The organism is Hymenobacter cavernae, assembly GCF_014641455.1.
GTDB classification, from domain to species: Bacteria; Bacteroidota; Bacteroidia; order Cytophagales; family Hymenobacteraceae; genus Hymenobacter; species Hymenobacter cavernae.
On record NZ_BMHT01000002.1, the window covers coordinates 676,451 to 698,675 of the forward strand.

At 57.0% G+C, this 22,225-nt stretch carries 17 protein-coding genes; 7 read left to right on the forward strand and 10 right to left on the reverse strand.

Annotation, left to right across the window (positions count from 1 at the left end; translation table 11 throughout):
* Positions 1 to 17: 17 nt before the first annotated feature.
* Positions 18 to 1,244 (reverse strand): chromate efflux transporter, encoded by a 1,227-nt coding sequence (gene chrA / locus IEX74_RS07225; RefSeq protein ID WP_188812561.1) that lies wholly within the window; start codon positions 1,242 to 1,244, stop codon positions 18 to 20.
* 144 nt (positions 1,245 to 1,388) lie between these two features.
* Positions 1,389 to 2,366, reverse strand: coding sequence for an isopenicillin N synthase family dioxygenase (locus tag IEX74_RS07230; RefSeq protein ID WP_188812563.1), 978 nt, complete (start codon positions 2,364 to 2,366; stop codon positions 1,389 to 1,391).
* A gap of 137 nt (positions 2,367 to 2,503) precedes the next feature.
* Here IEX74_RS07230 and IEX74_RS07235 point away from each other — a divergent pair, with 137 nt between their 5' ends.
* Together IEX74_RS07235 and IEX74_RS07240 are read left to right on the forward strand one after the other, a co-directional pair.
* Positions 2,504 to 3,334 carry a hypothetical protein gene (locus IEX74_RS07235; protein WP_188812566.1) on the forward strand — a complete coding sequence of 277 codons (831 nt, stop codon included), beginning with the start codon at positions 2,504 to 2,506 and terminating at the stop codon, positions 3,332 to 3,334.
* A 447-nt stretch (positions 3,335 to 3,781) separates the two neighbouring features.
* Complete coding sequence (locus IEX74_RS07240) at positions 3,782 to 5,824, forward strand: OmpA family protein (RefSeq protein ID WP_188812574.1); 2,043 nt, start codon at positions 3,782 to 3,784, stop codon at positions 5,822 to 5,824.
* Between the two features lie 86 nt (positions 5,825 to 5,910).
* Here IEX74_RS07240 and floA read toward each other — a convergent pair whose 3' ends face one another.
* Both floA and IEX74_RS07250 read right to left on the reverse strand, forming a co-directional pair.
* Positions 5,911 to 6,882: a flotillin-like protein FloA gene (gene floA / locus IEX74_RS07245; protein ID WP_188812576.1), complete on the reverse strand. Its 972-nt coding sequence runs from the start codon at positions 6,880 to 6,882 to the stop codon at positions 5,911 to 5,913.
* 103 nt (positions 6,883 to 6,985) lie between these two features.
* On the reverse strand, positions 6,986 to 7,453 hold the full coding sequence (locus IEX74_RS07250; protein WP_188812578.1) for an NfeD family protein: 468 nt from the start codon (positions 7,451 to 7,453) through the stop codon (positions 6,986 to 6,988).
* A gap of 118 nt (positions 7,454 to 7,571) precedes the next feature.
* Here IEX74_RS07250 and IEX74_RS07255 point away from each other — a divergent pair, with 118 nt between their 5' ends.
* From IEX74_RS07255 to IEX74_RS07265, 3 genes are all read left to right on the forward strand, one after another.
* A complete protein-coding gene (locus tag IEX74_RS07255) occupies positions 7,572 to 8,177 on the forward strand; it encodes a Crp/Fnr family transcriptional regulator (protein ID WP_188812580.1) in 606 nt (201 codons plus the stop codon).
* Between the two features lie 63 nt (positions 8,178 to 8,240).
* Positions 8,241 to 8,813 (forward strand): DinB family protein, encoded by a 573-nt coding sequence (locus IEX74_RS07260; protein WP_188812582.1) that lies wholly within the window; start codon positions 8,241 to 8,243, stop codon positions 8,811 to 8,813.
* Between the two features lie 58 nt (positions 8,814 to 8,871).
* The gene (locus IEX74_RS07265) at positions 8,872 to 9,114 is read left to right on the forward strand and encodes a hypothetical protein (protein WP_188812583.1); all 243 of its coding nucleotides are present in this window, start codon (positions 8,872 to 8,874) and stop codon (positions 9,112 to 9,114) included.
* Positions 9,115 to 9,143: 29 nt separating this feature from the next.
* Here the strand turns inward: IEX74_RS07265 and IEX74_RS07270 are convergent, their stop codons facing one another.
* Positions 9,144 to 10,541 carry an APC family permease gene (locus IEX74_RS07270; protein WP_188812585.1) on the reverse strand — a complete coding sequence of 466 codons (1,398 nt, stop codon included), beginning with the start codon at positions 10,539 to 10,541 and terminating at the stop codon, positions 9,144 to 9,146.
* Positions 10,542 to 10,770: 229 nt separating this feature from the next.
* On the reverse strand, positions 10,771 to 12,246 hold the full coding sequence (gene proS, locus IEX74_RS07275; protein ID WP_188812588.1) for a proline--tRNA ligase: 1,476 nt from the start codon (positions 12,244 to 12,246) through the stop codon (positions 10,771 to 10,773).
* Between the two features lie 184 nt (positions 12,247 to 12,430).
* On the opposite strand from proS, the gene IEX74_RS07280 reads away from it, so the two are divergent.
* Together IEX74_RS07280 and IEX74_RS07285 are read left to right on the forward strand one after the other, a co-directional pair.
* Positions 12,431 to 13,831, forward strand: a complete 1,401-nt coding sequence (locus tag IEX74_RS07280; protein ID WP_188812590.1) for a hypothetical protein — start codon at positions 12,431 to 12,433, stop codon at positions 13,829 to 13,831.
* Positions 13,832 to 13,900: 69 nt separating this feature from the next.
* A complete protein-coding gene (locus IEX74_RS07285; RefSeq protein WP_188812592.1) occupies positions 13,901 to 15,463 on the forward strand; it encodes an OmpP1/FadL family transporter in 1,563 nt (520 codons plus the stop codon).
* Positions 15,464 to 15,543: 80 nt separating this feature from the next.
* Here IEX74_RS07285 and IEX74_RS07290 read toward each other — a convergent pair whose 3' ends face one another.
* The 4 genes from IEX74_RS07290 to IEX74_RS07305 form a co-directional block, all read right to left on the reverse strand.
* On the reverse strand, positions 15,544 to 16,698 hold the full coding sequence (locus IEX74_RS07290) for a PepSY-associated TM helix domain-containing protein (RefSeq protein ID WP_188812594.1): 1,155 nt from the start codon (positions 16,696 to 16,698) through the stop codon (positions 15,544 to 15,546).
* A 17-nt stretch (positions 16,699 to 16,715) separates the two neighbouring features.
* Positions 16,716 to 19,178 (reverse strand): TonB-dependent receptor, encoded by a 2,463-nt coding sequence (locus IEX74_RS07295; RefSeq protein ID WP_188812596.1) that lies wholly within the window; start codon positions 19,176 to 19,178, stop codon positions 16,716 to 16,718.
* A gap of 186 nt (positions 19,179 to 19,364) precedes the next feature.
* Entirely contained in the window at positions 19,365 to 20,363 is a 999-nt protein-coding gene (locus tag IEX74_RS07300) for a hypothetical protein (protein ID WP_188812598.1), read from the reverse strand.
* A 175-nt stretch (positions 20,364 to 20,538) separates the two neighbouring features.
* Positions 20,539 to 22,041, reverse strand: a complete 1,503-nt coding sequence (locus IEX74_RS07305) for an ArnT family glycosyltransferase (RefSeq protein ID WP_188812600.1) — start codon at positions 22,039 to 22,041, stop codon at positions 20,539 to 20,541.
* Positions 22,042 to 22,225: the final 184 nt, after the last annotated feature.

The window sequence follows — 22,225 nt, forward strand, 5'->3', positions numbered from 1 at the left end:
CGCCTGGGAGTGTGCGTTTACCAGATCATTCCAGCAATTAGTCCAGCGCCCACAATGGCGTAGGAAGGGATTTTTTCCCACAGCAGCAGCAGGAACGTGACGGCTACCAGAATCAGGTTCACCGGCGTATCCGGCAAGGGGTGATACAGCAGAAACGTAGCCGCGCACACCAGCCCGGCCGACACGGCATTGATGCCTTCCAGCGAGGCTTTCACCACCCGGTACTGCTTCAGCCGGTCCCAGAAACGAATCAGGAAGAAGATGAGCAGCGTGCCCGGCATAAAGATGCCCGCCGCACCTGCCAGTGCCCCAAGTACCTGGCCGCTCACGCCGTTGCCGGCCTGCCGCATCGCCAGCGAGCCGATATAAGCCGCAAACGAGAAATTGGGGCCCGGCACGGCCTGCACCAAACCTAGCCCCGAGAGAAATTCCTGGGGCGTCAGGTACTTTTTAGCCTCCACAAACTCGGTGAACAGCAGCGGTGCCAGCACTTGCCCGCCGCCAAACACGAGGCTGCCGTTACGATAAAAGTTCTCGAACAAACGAACCGGCAGCAAGCGCGTGTATGAACCTAGCAACGCAGCCGCGATTAGCACGCCAAGCCACAGGATAAAGTTGGACCACTCCACTTGCAACGGAAGCTTATCGTGCTGCACGGGCATCTTGCGGTAGCGAAACGTGGTGATGAGGCCGCCTACCAGCAGCAGCAGCGGCAGCGTCCAGGGGAGCTGAAAGGTGTACGCCAGAATTGCTGCACCCACCATCAGGGCGACCGAGGTTTTGGTTTGGATAACCTTTTCCGAAACCCGATAGGCTGAATACGCCACAAACCCTACGGCAATCGGCTGCACGTATTGCACCAGCCGCGCCACCTGTTCTTTGTCTAAGTAGCTCATCGTGAGGCCGGCCAGCGTCATGATCGACACGGCGGGCAGCATCCAGACCAGTAGTGTTAAGTAAGCTAGGTTTGGCCCGCCGAGCCGAAAGCCAATAGCCGTAACCGTTTGGGTAGAAGTAGGGCCGGGCAGAATCTGGCAGAGCGCCGTGATTTCCAGCAGTTCCGCCGCCGTGAGATACCGTCGCTTCGCCACCAGCAGCCGGAGCATCATCGCCATGTGCGCCTGCGGGCCGCCGAAGGCCGTGAGACCTAGGGCTGCCACATCTTTCAGAAAGATGATGCCCCGTACGCGCCTGGTGCGGGAGCCACCACGACGAGGTGGAGGGGCTAGCTTGATTTCTTCCACGGGTAATCTAGGTGCCGGTTATCAGTTGCTAGGTAGGTAGTGTTAGCTGTGAAGCTCATGCGTTGAGCCTAAAAAAAGTTGCCAGTGAGACAGATACACGACTGCTCACTGGCAACAAGTAATGGGCAACAGAAAGAAGGAGGTTTACTTCTTTTTCAGACCTAGCTCAATGAGGCGCTCGTTCAGGAATTCGCCGGCCGTCACGTCGGGTTGCTGCTTGGGGTTGTCGGGCGTGATGCAGTTTTCCAGCGCGGCCAGGCTCATTTCGGAGCGCGGGTGCATGAAGAACGGCACCGAGTAGCGCGACGAGTTCATTTTCTCGCGGGGCGGGTTCACTACCCGGTGGATGGTGCTCTTGAGCACGCCGTTGGTCAAGCGCTGGAGCATGTCACCCACGTTCACCACGATCTGGTCGGGCAAAGCGGTAATTGGAATCCACTTGCCGTCGCGGCGCAGCACCTGCAGGCCATCGGCGGAAGCGCCCATCAGCAGTGTGATGAGGTTGATGTCGCCGTGCTCGGCGGCCCGAACGGCATCAGCGGGCACCGCATCCGGATTTTCAATGGGGAAATAGTGAATCTGGCGCAGGATGGAGTTGCCGTTGTGCACCTTATCATCGAAGTAGTTTTCGGGCAGCTTCAGATACAGCGCAATAGCGCGCAGCACGTCTTTGCCCGCCGCTTCCAGGGTCTTGTAGGCCTCGGTCGTGCTTTTCTGGAAGCTAGGTATTTCGGCCGGCCAGATGTTGTCGGGGTATTCCTTGGCTACCGGATCGTTGGGGTCGTCAACTTCCTGGCCTACATGGTAAAACTCCTTCAGGTCGCCTGTGTTGCGGCCTTTCGCGTGCTCCTTGCCTTTGCCGGTGTAGCCGCGCTGACCAGCCAAAGCCGAGTCCTCGTAGCGCAGCTTCTGCTCGTCGGGTAGCGAGAAGAAGGCTTTTACATCATCGTACAGGTGTTTGGTTTGCTCATCGTTGAGGCCGTGGTTCTTCAGGGCTACAAAACCGATATTCTGGTAAGCTTCGCCGAGTTGTTGCACAAAACGGTTTTTGCGCTCCGGGTCGCCGGAACGAAAGTCTGCCAAATCGAGCGACGGAACTTCTTCCAACAATGCTGATTCCATAGGGGGAAAACTATATACTTTTGGAGAATCTTACAGTACGTGCAAGGTACTTAAAAAATCACTTGCTACCTTGCCTGCGGACCTAGCTTTGCGGGCGGTCCGGAAGTCGATATTCAATCCATTCCCCCTCTTTTTTTATGAAAGTATCTACTTTACTGCTGAGTAGCGCCTTGTTGCTTGGCCTCGTTGCGTGCGATACAGCCAAACAGCAAAAGGAATCCAGCGCCCAGGCTACCGTTGAAACCGTCACGACGGCTAACGCGGCCAGCATGGAAAAGAATGGCATTCGGTTAACGCCTTTCAACGATTCGCCGAAGTACCCAGAGTCCCAGCTGCGCGTTGTTGCGCCCGCAGTGGGTTCAAGCTCACCCAGCGGAGCCGTTCCTTTCGACTACGACATCACCAATTTTCAGCTTACAAAAATGACTGGCGGCATGCACGCCGGCGACATGGCCAATTCGATGAAGGGCCAGCACATTCATAACATCGTGGATAATGAGCCCTACACGGCCCACTATACCACCGAGTTTACGAAGAATATTCCAGATGGTCAGCACGTTGTGCTGTCGTTCCTGTCGCGCTCTTACCACGAAAGCCTGAAGCACCGCGGTGCTTACGACCTACGCGTTATCAACGTAGGAACTGCGGCTCCGGAAACGCCCCTGAACTTCGACCTGCGCGGCCAGCACCTCTTCTACAGCCGCCCCAAGGATGTGTATTCGGGCAATGACACCAAAAAGGTGATGCTGGATTTCTATCTGGTAAACACCAACCTTTCGCCCGAAGGCAACAAGGTGCGCGCCACCATCAACGGCACCGAGTTTACGCTGGAGCAGTGGGCGCCCTACATGATGGAAGGCCTACCAATGGGCCAGAATACGGTGAAGCTAGAGCTGGTTGACAACAGCGGAACGGTAGTGCCCGGTCCGTATAACTCCGTAGTGCGCACCTTTACGCTTCAGCCTTAAGCACAGCAGCAGAATAGATTACAGATCAGGAAGCTCGCTCACAACATTGTGAGCGGGCTTTTTTGCGTTTCCTGGGTTGTAGTCCGGTTGAGTACTGACGCGCAACGCCAAAACGAGTGCGGAGGGCAAAGCGCGGGTAGGAGCGCGCCACGGCGCGTTCGTCGTTGAACGATGCCGCTTCGCAGCTCCTGTGGGCACGTCGCCCGGACCATAACGCGCCGTGGCGCGTTCCTACGGCAGCAGCTTCGGGCCGGCGGAAAAGCAGCTGAAAGCTAGGTCGGCAGGATTCTGGGTTTTGCCCAACAATCTGTGTATAAACATACAGGCCCGCCACTTTTGGCCCGGCTTTAGCGGTTCAGCGAAACTTCACCAAGCTCCGACGTGTCTTTACGGGGTTGGATGTGGTGCTAAAAGCCTCTTGCGGGCTGAGGATCTGGATTATTACCTATGAATATTCGTACTTTTCTTCTGCTGACGGGGCTTATGATGGGGGCTGGCCGGAGTGCATTTGCGCAACGGGCGGTGTGGGCTGGTAAAGTAGTGGATGTGTCGTCGCAAAAGGCGGAGGGCAAAGAGGCTTTTTCGCCCGAAAAGGTGCTGGGCGAGCCCAATGCGCAGCCGCTCGGCCAGATTAGCAACGAAGCATGGATTCCGAAGAAGGAGGGAAACAACGAGTTTATCGAGGTTCGTTTTGGGAAATCGTTGTTGGCGCGCCAGGTAACGGTGGTGGAAAACTTCAATCCGGGCTCTATCACGAAAATAGAGCTGGTAGATACCCGCGGCGAGCGGCACCAGGTGTACGAAAACAAGAACCCGGGCCCGCTGCCGGAAGCTTTTCGCTCCTTGCAGGTCACTTTTGATGCGGCCACGTACCGCACCATCGGGGTGGTTGTGTCGATGAACACGGCTAAAGTGAACGGAGTCAACCAGATTGACGCCATCGGTATTGCCGACGTAGCCGAAACGATGGTGAAGCAGCAATTCAAAAGCGAGACCAATCCCGTCACCTTCGATTCGGCGATGGTCAACCTAGGTCCGACGGTGAACACGCGCTACGTGGATACACACCCCGTTATTTCACCCGATGGCCGCAGCCTGTTTTTTGCGCGCCAGGAGAGTCCGCAGAACATCGGCGGCGCCAAAGACGTGCAGGATGTGTGGTACGCGACGCTGGCCAACGCCAAAACCAAAGCCTGGAACCCGGCCAAAAACATCGGCGGCCCCATCAACACGCCGGGCCCCAATGGGTTGGCTTCTGTTTCGTCGGATGGTAATACCGCGCTGCTCATCAACGTGTACAAGCCCGATGGCTCGCTCGATCCGAAGGGCGCCAGCATCACGCGGCGCAGTCGCACGGGCTGGACTGCTCCAATGAAGATTCAGATCGACGATTTCTACAACGATGACCCGGAAAACGTTGACTACTACCTAGGTGCGTCCGGCAAAGTGCTGCTGATGGCAGTGCAGCGCAAAGACGGACAAGGTGGGCAGGATATCTATGTCAGCCTACTGAAAGAAGACGGAGCCAGCTGGGGCAAGCCGAAGAACCTAGGTCCGGATATCAACACCAAAAAGCCGGAGTTTGCGCCCTTCTTAGCGGCTGACGGCAAGACGCTTTACTTCGCTTCGGAAGGCCACGGCGGCTATGGCAAGAGCGATATTTTCTACAGCAAGCGCCTGGATGACAGCTGGACCAGCTGGACGAAGCCGCGCAACCTAGGTCCGAACGTAAACTCCCCCGACTTCGACGCCTATTACACGATATCTGCGGCCGGGGAAGATGCGTATCTGGTGTCGGCGCGCAACGGTACGGATGGCTCGAAAGATATTTTTCGCATCAACTTGACCTCGCAGTTCAAGCCGGAAGTCGTGACGCTGGTGCGCGGGCGCGTGCTTGATGCCGCCACCAAAAAGCCGGTAGTGGGCAAGATTCGCTACGAGAACCTGCTGACCGGCGAAGAAATTGGGGTGGCCGATACCAACCCCGTCGATGGTTCGTACACGATTGTGCTGCCCTCGGGGTCGCACTACGGCTACCGCGCCGAAGCGCCCAACTACCTATCCGAGAGCGACAACCTGGACGTGACGGACCGAGAGAAGTATTCGGAGGTAACCCAGGATTTGTACCTGGTGCCGTTTGTAGTCGGGCAGTTGATCAAGCTCAACAACATCTTCTTCGCCCAGAGTAAGTTCTTCCTGCGCGAAAACTCCTACCCTGAGTTGCAGCGCCTGATCCGCATTCTGAAAGATTACCCGACGGTAGAAATCAAGTTGGAAGGCCACACCGACAACCAGGGCGACCCCGCACTAAACCTCAAGCTCAGCCAGGACCGCGTGAACGAAGTGAAGAAATACCTCGTGCAACACGGCATTCCTAGCAACCGCATCACCACCGAAGGCTTCGGCGGCACCAAGCCGATTGCCAGCAACGAGCAGGAAGATACCCGCAAGCTCAACCGCCGTGTGGAATTCCGAATTACCAAAAAGTAGGAAGTGGTGAGGTGGTGAGTTTGACGTTCTAACTGCGCGGTTTGCACAAGTGGAGCATCAAACTCACCGTTTCACCACCTCGCCGCTTAGCTAGGTTTTGGCTGGCCGCCGGGGTTGGCAATTGAGTCGCGCATGTCGGTGTCGGCCTGCATATTGCGCATTTTGTAATAGTCCATAATACCTAGGTTGCCGGCTCGGAAAGCTTCGGCCATGGCCTTCGGGACTTCGGCTTCGGCATCGACCACGCGGGCGCGGGCTTCCTGGGTTTTGGCGCGGTTCTCCTGCTCGACGGCTACGGCCATGGCGCGGCGCTCCTCCGCTTTGGCTTCGGCCACTTTCAGGTCGGCGGTAGCCTGGTCGATCTGGAGCTTGGCCCCGATGTTTTCGCCAATGTCAATATCGGCAATGTCGATGGACAGGATTTCGAAGGCCGTACCGGCGTCGAGGCCTTTACTCAGCACCAGCTTCGAGATTTTATCCGGGTTTTCGAGCACTTCTTTGTGCGAAAGCGACGAGCCGATGCTGGTCACGATGCCTTCGCCTACGCGTGCCAGAATAGTTTCTTCGCCGGCGCCGCCTACTAGCTGCGCAATGTTGGCGCGCACCGTCACGCGGGCTTTGGCAATGAGCTGAATGCCATCCTGGGCCACCGCGGCTACGTTGGGCGTGTTGATCACCTTCGGGTTCACGGAAGTCGTGACGGCTTCGAACACGTCGCGACCGGCCAGGTCGATGGCGGTGGCCTGTTTAAACGAGAGCGGAATATTGGCTTTGTCGGCCGAAATCAGGGCTTTGATAACGCTGGGCACGTTGCCGCCCGCCAGGTAGTGCGTTTCTAAGTCGTTGGAAGTGAGTTCCAAACCGGCTTTGGTAGACGTAATCAGCGAATTCACGATAAGCGCCGGCGATACCTTTCGCACGCGCATCAGCACCAGCTGAAACAAACTCACCCGCACGCCGGAGAAGATGGCCGTAATCCAGAGGCTGATCGGGAAGAAATACAGGAACACGAGCAGCACGACGGCTGCCACGATTATAGGGAGAAAGGGAATTTCCATGCGGTAGGGGCTAGCAATTACGAATGCCAAGTACGAGCTTTTGCCGCAACTTCCGGCAAGCTCCACATTATAACCTAGGTAGTTACGCTGCCCCGCCCTGTATTTAGCCGGCCTGCTCCACCACAATGCGGTTTTGTTCGATGCGCAGCACGCGTACAGAAGTCCCTACGGGCAAAAACTCGCCCCGCGTGACTACTTCGCGTCGGTCGTCGTGGAAGAGGGCGGTGCCGGCGGGGCGCAAGGCGGAAATGGCGCGGCCCGTAGCGCCGGGCTGCACGTCGGGGTGACGGATGTCGTGCACGCGGGCGTAGTTGACATTCGTTAAGGCCATCTTCGCCAAATTCTTAGGTCGCAAACCGATATACAAAATCAGGCTCACGAGCACTACCGAAAGCCCCAGCGCCACATGGCCGGCCGACGTACCTAGGTCGCGGTAGCCGAGCCAGATGCCCGCCGCCAGCAACCCGAATCCAACCAGACCCACGAGCGTGGTGCCCGGAATAAAAACCACTTCGGCCACTACGAACAGCAAACCGAAGAGCAAAAGAGCAGCAATGCTTAGCCAATCCATTGAGCAGAAGGTGAAAAGGAGAGGTGTATGCTGAAATATACGCAGAAAACGGCAGTGCGTACGGCGCAGGCTGTTCAGGTATTTTCTACTTTGTCTTTCTAATCAGTTGTTTCCTGTTGTGGCGCCTGAACCTGCTCAATCTCAACTTTCTGCGTACGGCGCTAAGCTAGCTTTGCTGGCTACTTTGCTGCGGCGCGTGCCGTACCTGACCGAAGCTGACATTGCCGCTTGCCTGCCGCTCTGGACCAAGTCGGTGACGCTGAAGCGCAACGATTTTCTGATTCGGGCGGGGCAGGTGGAGCACCATCTGTACTTTGTGAGCAGCGGCGCTATGCGCATTTACCTGCCCGATGCCACGGAAGAAATCTGCGTGGGCTTTGCGTACGGAACCAGCCTGATCTGCTCGTTTCCGTCGTTCGTGGAAAACCGGCCTTCCGATTACTGCCTCCAGGCGCTGAAAAAGACCGAGCTGCTAGCCGTGAGCCGCGCCGACTTTTTGGCCTTACTCGACAGCAACGCCAACTTCGCCCGATTTTGGCGCATGGAGTTGGAGCGCGTGCTGGTGGGGCGCATCGAGCGGGAAATTGACCTGCTGCTGCCCGAGCCCGAGCGGCGTCTGCAACGGCTGCTGGCGCGCAGTCCGCACCTCTTCCAGCTGATTCCGAAAAAATACATTGCTTCTTACCTGCGCATGACGCCGGAAACGCTGAGCCGGCTGCGGTAAATCTTGAGGCTAATCAAGGTTTGGTGACCTGGCACCCGTGACCTTTGTCAAAAAAGCAACGCCATGGATACCAACACTTTCCTCGCACAACTGCAAGCCGCCGTGCGCCAACTACAAGCACAGGCTGAAACTGAGCTAGCACCGCTCGATGACTTCACACTGAACTTCAAACCTAGCCCCGAGCGCTGGAGCGTGCTCGAATGTCTGGAGCACCTGAACCGCTATAGTCGCTACTACAACCCAGCCATTGCAAAAGCCTTGCAGCAAGTGCCAACTCAAGCACAGAACGCGTCGGTGCGCTACAGCTGGCTAGGTCGAAAATCAATAACATTGGTGCAGTCCGACAACGGCAAGCAGTACAAAACGGTGAAGCACATGAACCCCGTGGGCGGAAACCTAGGTCGCGAAGTACTCACGGAATTCAGGGAGCATCAAGCGCAGTTGCTGACGCTCCTGGATGCTGCTCAATGTGCTGATCTGAACAAGAAAGTGGTGCCGGTTGAGTTCTTCCGGCTGCTGAAGCTAGGTACGGGCGAGGCGCTGGAATTTGTGGTGCGCCACCAGCAGCGGCACATGCAGCAGGCGCTCCGGACGAAGCAGCAAGCAACTTCGGCGCGGCTAGCCTTAGCAGTCTGATGGGTGCAAGCTGATTGCTGAGCAGCGAAAACCTAAATGCTTGCGTATACACGCCACTATGAAACAACGCGAAGTAACCGACTCCCACAACACCACCTGGACCTGCGTGCAAGCCTATGCCGGTCTGGAAGGCAAAGTAGCCGAAAAAGCCGCCAAGCTGGCCGAAACCGATGAAGGCCTGGTGCCGGTCGTGTGTACGCCCAGTGGCGGGGCCCAAACCGTGCGGCTGGAGCTGCAAAGCAACTGGCTGGACGACCTCTCGGATGAGGAGTTGCAAAACGCTATTGCTGAAGCGCAATAAGCTAGACTAGAAACCTAGGGCACTTCCTCCTACAACACGGCGCGTTCTTTTCGGCTGAACCAGAAGTACATCGGTACGCCGGTGAGCATCAGCACCAAACCGATGGCCGCTTCCCGTGGTCGGGCGAAAGTGGTATTGACGACCAGGCCCGCGCAGAAGAGAATCATGAGGGCGGGCACCACTGGGTAGCCCCACACTTTGTAGGGACGGGGCGCATCGGGCATGCGTTTGCGCAGGATAAAAACACCTAGCGTAGTAGCGCCATAATAGATGAAAACAGCGAAAATGATCATGTCCGTTAGCTGGTCGAACGTGCCGGACAGCACCAGCAGGCACGACCACACGCCCTGAAAAAGCAGAGAGTTGGCCGGTACGCGGGCTTGATTTAGCTCAGCGGCTTTGCTAAAAAACAACCCCTCGCGCGCCATCGCAAAATAAGGCCGGCAGCCCGACAAGATGGAAGCATTGGTGCAACCTAGGGTTGTGATTAGAATAAGCACCGAGATAAACAAAGCGCCGTTTTCGCCCCAAAAACTTCTGACGGCTTCAATGGCCGTTATCCGATTGCCAGCCTTGTAAATCTGCTCCAGCTCAGGAATCGATAGCAGCGACAAGTAAGTGGTATTGACGAGCAAATACAGCGCGATAATGATGAAAACGCCAATGGCAATGCCGCGCGGAATTGTGCGCTTGGCGTCTTTTACCTCACCACCGATGTAGCCAATTGACGCCCAGCCCTGGTACGCCCAAAAGGCGGACAGCATACTCGTGAAAATATTGCTCAATGTTACGGTATGCGCCTGGTCGGTAGTCTGGGTTGAGAGGACGGTACCTAGGCTCTTGGGGCTGTGGGCCAGGCCAAAGGCCACAATCACAAAGATGCCCATAAAGACTAGCGCCAGAATCGCCGTACTCACGCCCGCGCCGGTTTTGATGCCCCTGGTATTGAGCCAGGTAAGCAGCACAATGAGCAGAATAGCGGTAAGCTTTACATTGAAATCAGCAAAGGGATAAAACACGCCGGCAAGGCTGAAATCGGCTAGGGAAGTCAGGACGGGCGGTAAGCTGACAATGCTGGCGAATGATTGCGCAAAGACGTAAGCCAGAGAGGCAATAGTGGCCGTCTGGATGACCGTGAACAACGACCATCCAAAAATGAAGGCAAAGAAGCGGTTGTAAATCCTTCTGAAATAGGCGTACTCGCCGCCGGTATCGGCCAAAAGACCAGCAACCTCCGCGTTGCTGAGCGCCCCGAACAACGTGATGATGCCGCCGAGCACCCAGCAAAGCAATATCCAGCCCGAGGAGTGCAGCTCGGCGGCCATCGGCGCTACTTTTTTGTACACGCCCGACCCAAGGATATTGCCAATGACGACTACCACGACGAGCCGCAAGCCAAGCGCACGATTGAGTTGGGGAGTACTCATGCTTCAAGCTGATTTTGGTGAGTTAACGGTACTAAAATCGGTACACCAGAAAATCGAGCTAGGTCCCGCTCCGGGCAAAATAGAGATTATTTCTAACAGCAACGCCACTGAGATCTTCAGTGGCGTTGTGGAAGTTAAATACGTTTGTCATTCTGAGTGAAGCCAGGAATCTGGGTTGGTAACCTAGGTTCATTCCTCAGATTCCTCGCTTCACTCGGAATGACAGTTATCAATAAGCCCGGGCGAAGTACACGCGGCGCGAGCTAGGTTTGCCAGTCACGATGCAGGTGCCGTCTTCGTCGGGTTCGTTGAGGGCGATGCAGCGGATGGTGGCTTTGGTTTCTTCCTTGATGCGCTCCTCGGTTTCAGAGGTGCCGTCCCAATGGGCCACCACGAAGCCGCCTTTGCTGTCGAGCACCTGCTTAAACTCGTCGTACGTGTCGACGCGGGTCGTGTGCTCTTCGCGGTAGGCAAGGGCCTTGCGGTAGATATTCGCCTGGATTTCGGTGAGTAGCTGATCGACGCTGTTCACGATGTCGGCCAGCGGCAGGTTCATCTTCTCCTTGGTGTCGCGGCGGGCCACTTCCACGGTGCCATTGTCTAGGTCGCGTGCTCCAACGGCCAAGCGAACGGGCACGCCCTTCATTTCCCACTCGGCAAACTTGTAACCGGGACGCTCCGTGTCGCGGTCATCGACTTTCACCGAGATGCCGCGGGCAATCAGGCCCATCTGAATCGGGCGAATGCGCTCCAGCAACTCCTCAAGCTGACCGGTTTTGTAAATCGGCACGATAACCACCTGAATAGGAGCTAGCTTGGGCGGCAGCACCAGGCCTTCGTCGTCGGAGTGGGACATGATGAGCGCGCCCATCAGACGGGTGCTCACGCCCCAGCTCGTACCCCATACGTGTTCCAGCTGGCCTTCTTTGGTCTGGAACTGCACGTCGAAAGCTTTGGCGAAGTTCTGCCCGAGGAAGTGCGAAGTGCCCGCCTGCAACGCCTTGCCATCCTGCATCATGCCTTCAATGCAGTAGGTTTCCAGAGCACCAGCGAAGCGCTCATTCTCCGTCTTTACGCCCTTCACGACCGGCAGCGCCAGGTGCTCTTCGGCAAACTCGGCGTACACGTCCAGCATCTGGCGCGTTTCGGCCAGGGCTTCTTCGGCAGTAGCGTGGGCCGTGTGGCCTTCCTGCCACAGGAACTCGGCCGTGCGCAGAAACAGGCGCGTGCGCATTTCCCAGCGCACCACGTTAGCCCATTGGTTGATGAGCAGCGGCAGGTCGCGGTAGCTCTGAATCCAGTTTTTGTAGGTGCTCCAGATGATAGCCTCCGAGGTCGGGCGCACGATCAATTCTTCCTCCAGCTTAGCGTTGGGGTCGACGCGCAGCTTGCCCGGGTTATCGGGGTCGGTCTGGAGGCGGTAGTGCGTCACAACGGCGCACTCTTTAGCAAAGCCTTCCGCGTTTTTTTCCTCGGCTTCAAACAGGCTTTTAGGCACGAAAAGCGGGAAATAAGCGTTCTGATGACCTGTGCGCTTAAACATGTCGTCGAGCTGGCGCTGCATCTTCTCCCAGATAGCGTAGCCATAGGGTTTGATGACCATGCAGCCGCGTACGGCGGAGTTTTCGGCTAGGCCAGCACGCTTCACCAATTCATTGTACCACAAGGAGTAATCCTCGCTGCGCTTAGGCAAACTTTTGCTCATGTTTTCGAGTATCTTTGAGTAGTCGAAGCGGTTCTTGTACTGGTACAAGATTTGATGGTAAAAAAGCACCGATTCGGCGCTAATTTACGTTATTATCATGGAGCAACCTTCCTCCTGGGCTAGGTGACTCTAAGTCCTCATTCGTTCTCCAACATTTGGGTTTCTACTTTACGCGCAAGCAGCCATGAAAAATAAACTAACCACCCTAGTTCCCGCGGTAGCGCTGCTCGCGCTGAGTAGCTGCGCCAGCACGTCGGGGCTTACCTCTACGGAGAGCGACGGCGTCTATTATTCGTCGAAAGATCGGACCATGCAAACCGCAACGGCCTCGACGGCTACCGATGAGAGCCAGTATCAAGGCATCGACGAAGATACCAACCCGGAGTACAGTAGCAACGCCAAAAGCGGCTCGGCGAGCGGCTCCAACTCGGAGTACTACGACGATAGCTATGCCTCGCGCCTGGGCCGCTTCAACAACTCTTCCTACAGCGGCCTGAGCTATTATAGCCCAGTGTATACCGACCCTTATTTCATGGGCGGTAGCGCTTTCGCGCCGTACTATGGCCTGGGTGCCGGCTACGGCAGCTTCTACGACCCGTTTTATAGCTCTTTCTACAGCCCGTTCGGCTATGGTTTGGGCCGCTCTTATATGAGCCTGAGCCTAGGTTTCGGTAGTCCTTGGGCTTATCGGCCGTATGGCCTAGGTTATGGCGGATTCTATGATGGCTTCTACAATCCGTATTATGGTGGTGGCTTGTACGGCGGCGGTTATGGCCTAGGCTACGGCTATGGCGGATACGGCTACGGCAGTTCCTATTATGGCGGTGGCTACTACGGCGGCAACGGTGATTATGGCCGCAGTGCCGTTCGCTACGCACCGCGCCGTGACCGCAGCCGCGAAGCCATTACGGCCAGTCAGCCGGTAGGCAACAGCCGCGGTGGCCGTATTGTGGGTTCGGGCAACATGGTAGACCCAAATACCGGCAGCCGGGTCGCGCCGACAACCGTAGTGGGCAATGCTACTACCAACCCAGCATCAGCTACTGGCCGGGGTCGGGGCCGCATTCTGGATAACGGCGCTTCACAGCCGACCGGTGGTTTCACCTCCCCGAACAACAACTACAACCTCAGCGAGCGGGCCATGAGCGATGGCGAGATGCGCGCCCGTGAGGGCCGGGCAGGTCGGCGCATGACGGATGCTGGTGTAAGTGGCAACACCAACCCGGCAACGCAATCAATGGAGCAGCCCCGCATCGACTACTCGGGTCGCGGTCGGCGCAGCCAGATGACGGATAACAGCAGCACGGGCGGCTCCGCTTCCCCGCAGGACTACCAGCAGCCGCAGCGTCGGAGCCGCTTCAGCGAGGCATTCCGCAATGATGGCGGCGGTAGCAACCAGACGGCTACTCCCCAGCGTTCTTACGAGTCGCGCACCTTCTCGCAGCCTTCTCGCTCGTTCTCAGAGCCTTCGCCTTCCCGCAGCAGCAACTTCGGTGGTGGCAACGGAGGCGGCAACTTCGGCGGCGGCGGTGGAAGCAGCAGCGGTGGCGGCGGAGGTGGCGGCGGCCGGGGCCGTATCCGGTAAATACTAGCGGCTTCTTCGCTGCGTTATGCTAGGTGCATGACCACCTAATCAGGTCATCTTCTCTCCTCCATGAAAAACAAGAAATACTGGCTTGGCTTGGCTCTACTGAGCTGGGCCAGCCACGCTTTTGCCCAAAACGAAGTAGACGCGCTGCGCTACTCCCGTCTTCAATTTGGTGGCCCGGCTCGCACGCAGGCCATTGGCGGTGCCAACGTAGCCGTCGGCGCCGACCTAGGTAACTTGGTGAGCAACCCGGCCGGTCTGGGTTTGTATCAGAAGTCGGAAATAAGCTTCACGCCGGGCTACAGCAGCAACAGCACGTCGAGCACCGGTATTGGCTCCAAATCTACCGACTCGCGTAATAATCTGAGCGTGATGAGCTTCGGAGCGGCTTTTGCCAACCGTCGCCCCGACAACGACGATAGCAACTGGCGTGGCGGCACGTTTGCCCTCGGCCTGAACCGGATCAACGATTTCAACAACCGCTTCAACTACAGCGGCACCGTTACCAACAACCGCTCCTTGTTTGAGTACCTGCGCCAGGCACCCCGCAGCACGTACGACGGTATTCTGGATCAATACGATAGGCTTGAATACACGGACCTCGATGGGCTGGCATACGGAACCAGCCTGACGAACCTGGAGCCAGCCTACCGCAATGGGCCGGATACCATCGTCACGACGCTGGAAAGCGGAGCCGTAAATCAGAACGAATACGTACTGACTAAAGGCTCACAGACACAGTTCGACTTTGGCTATGGAGCCAGCTACCGCGACAAGCTGTATATCGGAGTAGGCCTAGGTATTGTGAGCACGCGCTACGATGAAACCCGCGTGCAGAACGGAGCCGGTACCGAACCTTCCAGCGGCAGTATTCCCACGCGGGAGACAACCTACTCCTTGCGCGACGACCTGAGCACCCGCGGCAGTGGCTTCAACCTGCGCATCGGGGCCATCTACCGGGCCAGCGATTTTGTGCGGTTTGGGGCTTCGGTGCAGACGCCCACGTTCATGCGTCTGCGCGACAACTACAGCACTTCGCTTAGCACCACCTTCTCGCCCGCGCTCATCTATTACAACGAAAATGGAACAGTGGGCTCAACGGTGGCCTCGGCTTCGGAGAGTACCCCGTCAAACGAGTACACCTATAACCTGACCACGCCCTTCCGGGCGTCAGGGGGCGTGGCGGTGACCATTGGCAAGTATGGTTTCCTGAGCGGCGATGTCGAGTACGTGAACTATGGGCAGGCCAAGCTCAGCGATGATAACACGAATAGTAGCTACACAAGTGGCAATAGCTACGAATCAGAAAATCAAATTGTTGAGAACCTGTATCGTTCGGCCGTAAACCTCCGCATCGGGGGCGAGGCGCGCTACGATATCTTCCGCTTCCGCCTGGGTTATGCGCGCTACGGCGACCCGTACAAGGCCAATGACTTCGACCGCACCCAGAACTACTTCACCGGTGGCCTAGGTATCCGCCAGAACAGCTTCTTCCTGGACCTGGCCGGCGTGTACAGCACCAACGACCGTTTTTACAATCCGTATACCTTGAACGGAGGCGTGGAGCCGGTTATCGCCGTGAACAGCAACCGCTTCACGACCAGCGCAACCATTGGGTTTATTTTCTAAAATAGCTTACAGGATAAAACAAGAAGGCGGCTCCGATGGGGCCGGCTTCTTGTTTTTGCAAGAGTTTGTAAATAAGGCAATTAGTGAGCTTTTAGCTGAGGCTTCGGGCGTGCGGCCCGGCTTGGCCTCTTGGTCTTGTAGCGCCGGCCCCACCACACAACAAAACCTGTAACTGGCAAGCTGGCCGAAAGCAGGCTCGCCAGAAACGCAATGATTTTACCACCTAGCCCTAGGATCTGGCCGGTGTGAAGGTCATAGTTAGCGTCGGAGAGTCTGGCGCCGGTGCTCTTGGTGGCGTGAAAGCGACCTTGCAGCAGTTGACCCGAAACTGGGTGAAACGAGAATTCGTCGCGGTAGTAGTAGTGCAGCGTCTGTTGGTAAGCCCAGCAGCCCACCGGTTCTTTGCCAGTGCCAACTGGTGCAATCAGGACCATTTCAGCCTTGGGAGAAAGACGGCCCACCGTACGATAGATTACGTCGGCTAGGGGCTGGGGAGAAGCAGATAATACTTGTAGCGTATCAACCTTCGGCATTACGTTTTCTTGAGGATATTCCCGACCAGCATTTGCCACGAACATGGCCGAATTCAGCATCCAGGGGAAAATCATGAACAGCCCCGTGAGGGCAAGCAGCAGCGCAATGCTAGCCGCGTAAAAACCTAGCACGTTGTGCAAATCGTAGTTGACGCGCCGCCAGCGTGCACCCCATTTGATAGTGAAGCGCTGCTTGCGTTCCTGCCTGCGCTTCGGCCACCACAGCACCACGCCGGTACCTAGCATCACCACGAAAACCGAGACGGAGCCGCCAACAACCCATTTGGCGTATGGCTCCGGCAAGAGTAAGGTCATGTGAATGGCCTGCACAATGCTGAAAAAGTTGGTGTGCAGGTTTTGTTCGTGCAGCACCTGGCCGGTATACGGATTCAGGTACACCTGAATGGGATTGCCGGCTTTATCCGTGAAAAACACCGTGGCCGAGCGCTTCGGCCCGAAATAGCTTACCCAGGTATCCCGGGCAGCTACACCGGGGTGCGGCGCCAGCGCGGCGGCTTGCAGCTGCGAAGGCAACACCGGCGCCGTTGCCTGCACTGCTACTTTGCGCCACGGCTCGGTCAGGTCGCGGATTTCATCCTGGAAGGTGAAAATAGCGCCGGTAAGGCTCACAATAAACACAACCAGCCCGGATGTGAGTCCGAGCCAGAGGTGTACTTTGCCAACGAGCTGCTTAGCCGTCATAGGCGGAAGAGGTTGAGTTAGAACTTGTAGCTCACGCTGCCTACGATGCTACGGAGCTTTTGTGCGTTGATGGTGGTGTAGCCGATCCAGTAGTGCTCGTTGGTGAGGTTATCCATCTTTACGGCGAAGCGGTAGTGCGGCAGGTCGTAGAAGGCGCTGGCATTCAGTACCGTGTAGCTAGGCAGCGTGAAAGTGCCTAGCGAGGCGCTGTTAAGAATCTTGTTGTCGCTGGCGTAGTTGCCGCCAAAACCTAGGCCCAGGCCCTGGAGCAAACCAGTCGGCTGGCGGTAGCTTACCCAGGCGTTGGCCAGGTAAGGCGAAGAAGCCGTGTTGGGGCGACGGCCATTTACATCTTCATCGGTCTTCACGAACTTCGAGAAGTTGTAGGCAAACCCACCCACGATGTTCAGGCCCACCAGCGGATTTGCGGTCAGGCTTAGCTCCGTGCCGCGGCTCCACTGTGTGCCGTCTTGGGCACCGATGCTGAGGCCGCCCACGGTTCCTAGGTTGCGCAGGATATTTTCCACCCGAATGTCGTAGTAGCTCACCGTGGCGCTTACCCGGCCCTCGGCCGCGTCGAGCTTCACGCCGCCCTCAATCTGGTTGGCGTGCTCGGGCTTGAGAACGAAGGACTTACCTTCCGGTGTTTGGTAGCTGCCATTCTGGTTCGTAAAGCTGTTCTGGTAGTTCGCGAACAGCGCCACCCGATCTTTCACCGGTTGAAATACCAGACCAAATTTCGGCGAAACAGCTGTTTGGGCGTAGGCCGCCACAGGCGAATACAGGATGCCGCCCTTGTTGTCGTAGCGGTCGACGCGCACGGCCGCCAGCACGCTGAGCTTATCCGTGAGGTTCAGCACATCCGAGGCAAAAGCGCTGTAGGTGTTGATCTTCGTCGTGACCAGGTAGTGCGGCGGTGGCGTGGCGGCGTAGGCCGCCCTCACGGCCGCGCCGTTGAAGGTGCGGTAGTCGTAGCCCGGCACGTTGAGCGGGGCCGTGTCGATGGTGCCGCCAAAAAAGTCGATGTTGGAGTCGATGCTTAGGAAATCCAGGCCCAGCACCACGCGGTTGCGCAGGCCACCTAGCTTGAAATCACCGTTGAACAGCTGCTGCACTTCGTAGGTCTGGCGGCGGCTATCCTGCGTTGACTGGTCGGACCGGAGCAGGCTGCTGACGCCGGGCGTGGTGCTTTTGCCGAGCGCAATATCCGAGGCCAGGTAGAAGTACGGGCCGTTGCCCTCCGAGTAGCTGCGGCTCGAAGTGAGATAGGTAGTAGAGGTGAAGCTGGGCGAGATGCGGTAGCGCACTTGCCCAAACAGGTTGGTGCTGCGCGAATCCTGCGTCAGGCCGGGGCCCTGGTACGACTGCCGGTAGTCGAGCGGCATCTGGTCGGCCCGCGAAAAACCTAGGTTCTTCACCGCGTCGCCATAAGACAGATAAATCAGCTGCTTGCCTACGTTGGTGCCCCGGTACACCTCCGCGTCCAGGTTGATGGTCAGTCGGTCGGTGGGCTGAAATTGCAGGCTAGGGGCAATAGCCAGGTTCTTTTCGAAGCCCGCATAGCCCACATTCTGGAAGTTGTCTTCGTAGTTATAAGCCGCGTTCAGGCGAAAAGCTAGGTTCTTCGCTGCATTCAGGGGCGTATTCACGTCCGCACTCACCCGGTGAAAGCCGTAGCTGCCGGCCGCTGCCGTCACTTCGCCGCCAAACGTCTCGTAGGGCTTCTTGGTCACGCGGTTGAGCAGGCCGCCGTAAGAAGTCAGAGCCGAGCCGTACAGCGTTGCCGATGGCCCTTTGATTACTTCGAGCTTCTCCAGGTTTGCCGCATCGATGGTGCTGGTTACGCCGCCGGCCACGCCGTTGCGCAGCTGGCTCGATACGACAAAGCCCCGCGAAGCATAGAACGAGCCACCGTCGCCGCTGCGTCCGGTCGGCTCCCACATTTTTTGCACTCCCGGCGCGTTGCGCGTGGCATCATCCACCGAAAACACCAGCTGCTCCGTTAGTAATTCCTTGCCCACGGCGGCGTACACCTGCGGGTTTTCGAGGTTGCTGAGCTGCATCTTGCCCACATACTCCGACTGCTTACGCGCAAACTTGTTCGTGCGCTGTCCTTCCACCACTACTTCGTTCAGCTGCTCAGCGCTTTCGCTCAGCGTGAAGTTCTGGGTGGTTGCCGCGTTGGCTTTCACCTCCGCCCGGCGCTGCTGGGTTTTGAAGCCGATTATGCTCACGCCAATGGTATAGGTGCCCGGCTTCAACTGGCCTAGGTTGTAGTCGCCGCTGGCATCGGTGATGCTGCCGATGGTGGTGCCTTTCAAACCGATGGATACGCCAACTGCTGGCTGCCCTGCTGGCGTACTGATGTGGCCCTGGATAGAACCGGTTTGCGCGGCGGCATTTTGTGCCACGAAATACCCGAGGGTAAGAAGCAAAAAGGTGAGCGACTTTCTCAGCCGCCTGGGAGCTAGAACTGCCATGAGGTGTTGCAATGAGTTTGGTGCTGCAAAACTCAACTGCAAACCGCAGGAATCCTAAATTTATTTAGACTAATTAAAAATAACTAAGCAATATGATGAGTTACTGTTTGTAACCTGGGGGTTATACCTGTTCTGAATACCTTTAAGCATGGACCTAGGCCAGCCACTAAGTTTAGGATAGAGCCGTTATTGCAATGGGCGCTTGGATACCCGCACCTGCAGCAGCACTGTCGGCGTGGTGGTGGGTAAAATCCGCTGCACCAGGATGAGGCCCGTGCGGGCGCTATCGGTGTTAGGGTTAGCACGAAACGCAATGACCTTATTTTCCGACAGCGACGGGATATACGAGGTTATATCACCAGCGGCGTTAAAGCCATTTATTAAGGCAGCTTCGTCGTTGGCGCCGTTGAAGTCGTTGGTGGTAAGAGTAGTTTCGCGCAGCTCGGTTTTGGTTTTCATGGGCCAGGCGGAGGTGCCCGCTTTGCTCATCGCCGCAGCGTCCGCATTAGGAGCCGCCAAGCCGAGGCCGTTGTTGTTGCCGGGCACATAGGCTAGGTCAACGGAGCGCTGAACTTTCGGGCTTTTCGTTGCATAGCCATTAAAGGCCAAGCCATTAGTGACATCCAGAAAGCTGCGCCGGGCCGGAGTGAGCGTAAGCGGAGCCTGAAGCAATACGCTGTACGTATGCACCACCGCCGCTGAGTCGTTCCGGCGGACGGTGAGGCGGTACTGGCGCCCGGCAATCCTGCCTTCGGCATCGGTTATCTCGAAGCGCCACGTTTCCCGACCCGAAGTAGTGCGGGCGGTGAAGTCATGACGAAAAACGAAACGGGAAGTGCTGGGAGCCAGAACAGAGTCTACATACAGGTACTCGCGCTTCGGTAGGTTGGTTTGTCTACCGTTCGGATACGTACTCGGCGTTGGCCCCGGCTCGTAGGTCACATAAGCGCGAAAGTTGCTGAGGTAGGTATAATCGTCGTCATTGCTGGTAGACCTCACCGTATCCCGATTATCGGCATAAATAAGGCTGCTCAACGTATCGCCGGGGGTAGGAACAACCTGGTCGGAGGTGGTGAAGCGGCTACTACCCACAAAATCGAGGCGCGGCCCGACTTTCGGGCCCGGGTCGCAGGCAGTGAGGAGGTTGAGCAGAAAGAAAGCGGAAAGCAGCAGGAAGTGACGCATAGCGCGCAAAGGTCGGGGTACGCAAGGAAAGGTTTGGTGATGCAGCAGCAGGCAGGAGTACAGCACCTTGGGCCTAACCTAGGTGCTGCCAAACGTTTTACTCCAACGGTAGTGAGTTCATAGAAATTTTCTACGGGCAGAAAATTCTGTTGGCCTTGTGCGTGCTGCGGCCGACTTAGCGCAAGCCTAGCAGCTCAAGCGTCTGACACGAATCGGTGCGCAGCAGAACGCGTGTCTGGTAGCGCTGTAGCAAAGGACGGTACGCTTTGGCCCCACACGCGACAACCGTCTGACCAGGGCGCAGCCAACCTAGGTCCCACGAAGCGATGGAAGTAGTTTGATGATTGTAGTTGAACTCAGCAGCCGTACGATAAAAGACGGGACTATCATTGAAAGCTCCATCGGTAACTAGCACGTAGTTCGTGAGGGTAGGAAGCTGCTGGTGCTGCGCACGTAAGTGGCGTCCATACAAAAGCTGAGGGTTGTCGAGCCGATGCTTGTCTAGGTCGCGGATGAACTGCCGCTGAGCGTAGTAGGGAAGCACGGCAATACTCAAGACGCCCACCAGTCGTTGATTAAACTGCGGCCGCTGCTTTAAGTGCGCCGCTAGTATGCGGCCCGTCCAGACCAGACCAGCAGCTGCTTGCAGAGCCAGCAAGGGAAATATAGGAGCATCATACCACCCCAACTTTGTCTTGACCAGCGAGATGGCAAGTAAGAAACACCCCGCTACCGAGGCTGTAAAACGCCCCAGGAGCCAACTTCGGCTAGTGCGTGGTGCCCAGGCGCTAAGCAGCCAGCCCAGCAAGGCTGGAATAAGCCAAGCCGTAAATTCTCGTTGAACAATGGCGCTCAGATACCATCCCAGAGTATGATGGTGACCTTCAAGCTCCGCCGCCGCAGGTCCGCCTACTTCGTATTGCCACACGGCCGCTAGGTACCCCGGTGCTATCATCTCGCGCAAAGCGTACCAGCTACCAGCCGTTAAAATTACTAGCCCTACTGCCAGCCACGGTGCCGAACGACGCAGGCGCGATACGTGACCCGTAAGCAAAGCTGCTAGCAATAAGCCTGGGCCAAATAGGACACCCGCAATACCTTTGGTGAAAACAGCCAGTGAGAAAAAAATACCGGTAGCCCACGCCCAGCGGTTACGACCTGTGCCTAGGTAAGCAAGCCAGGCTAGCGCACCCGCAGTTGTCCACAAAGTCAAAAGGGTGTCGAAGTCGCCACTCCGGGCTACGTGCAACTGAACATAGCCTTGCGTAGTGAGCAGAATCAGGCCAGCCAGCAAGCCAGCCAAGGAACTACCCAGCCAGCGTTGCCCCGCTCTATACAGCAGCCACATGGTAGCCAGCGCTGCCAGTGCAGAGGGCAAACGCAGACCTAGCTCTGTGGCACCAAGTAGGCGGAAACTCACCGCTAATATCCAGGGCCACAACGGAGGCTTGCTGTTCCAGAGGTCGGGTTGCCCATTATGGCGCAGCACCAGCCAGTCATGGTAGCGCCAGATTTCCAGGCCATTAAGCCCAGTACGCGCCTCATCCCAGGCTTGCACGGGTAGGCTGCCGAGTAGCCAGAAGAGTGGAAAGAAAGAAAGACCAAGCAGCAGGGCGAGAGGTGCCCAGCGCTGCCACGGAGCGAGGTCAGAAACGGATGGCTTTTTTGGAACGAACACCCGCAAAAGTACTAATTTTAGCAGGGATCAGGCAACGCAAATAGTAGGGTTGTCAGATCTGATTTTTTTGCTGAGAGAATAGAGATAAGCCCTATTTAAAACCTACCTAAGACGCTCAGGAACTATGCCCTTGCATCAGTGAAATGTGCATCCATGGGGCTGATGTAAAAGCTAGGAAGCTACC

Bases quoted from the DNA above. Each gene is read 5' to 3' on its own strand.
- IEX74_RS07235 (WP_188812566.1), top strand. From the start codon at position 2,504: ATGAAAGTATCTACTTTACTGCTGAGTAGCGCCTTGTTGCTTGGCCTC.
- proS (WP_188812588.1), bottom strand. From the start codon at position 12,246: ATGAGCAAAAGTTTGCCTAAGCGCAGCGAGGATTACTCCTTGTGGTAC.
- IEX74_RS07300 (WP_188812598.1), bottom strand. From the start codon at position 20,363: ATGCGTCACTTCCTGCTGCTTTCCGCTTTCTTTCTGCTCAACCTCCTC.
- IEX74_RS07260 (WP_188812582.1), top strand. From the start codon at position 8,241: ATGGATACCAACACTTTCCTCGCACAACTGCAAGCCGCCGTGCGCCAA.
- IEX74_RS07290 (WP_188812594.1), bottom strand. From the start codon at position 16,698: ATGACGGCTAAGCAGCTCGTTGGCAAAGTACACCTCTGGCTCGGACTC.
- IEX74_RS07280 (WP_188812590.1), top strand. From the start codon at position 12,431: ATGAAAAATAAACTAACCACCCTAGTTCCCGCGGTAGCGCTGCTCGCG.
- IEX74_RS07295 (WP_188812596.1), bottom strand. From the start codon at position 19,178: ATGGCAGTTCTAGCTCCCAGGCGGCTGAGAAAGTCGCTCACCTTTTTG.
- IEX74_RS07265 (WP_188812583.1), top strand. From the start codon at position 8,872: ATGAAACAACGCGAAGTAACCGACTCCCACAACACCACCTGGACCTGC.
- IEX74_RS07285 (WP_188812592.1), top strand. From the start codon at position 13,901: ATGAAAAACAAGAAATACTGGCTTGGCTTGGCTCTACTGAGCTGGGCC.
- IEX74_RS07250 (WP_188812578.1), bottom strand. From the start codon at position 7,453: ATGGATTGGCTAAGCATTGCTGCTCTTTTGCTCTTCGGTTTGCTGTTC.
- IEX74_RS07240 (WP_188812574.1), top strand. From the start codon at position 3,782: ATGAATATTCGTACTTTTCTTCTGCTGACGGGGCTTATGATGGGGGCT.
- floA (WP_188812576.1), bottom strand. From the start codon at position 6,882: ATGGAAATTCCCTTTCTCCCTATAATCGTGGCAGCCGTCGTGCTGCTC.
- IEX74_RS07270 (WP_188812585.1), bottom strand. From the start codon at position 10,541: ATGAGTACTCCCCAACTCAATCGTGCGCTTGGCTTGCGGCTCGTCGTG.
- IEX74_RS07230 (WP_188812563.1), bottom strand. From the start codon at position 2,366: ATGGAATCAGCATTGTTGGAAGAAGTTCCGTCGCTCGATTTGGCAGAC.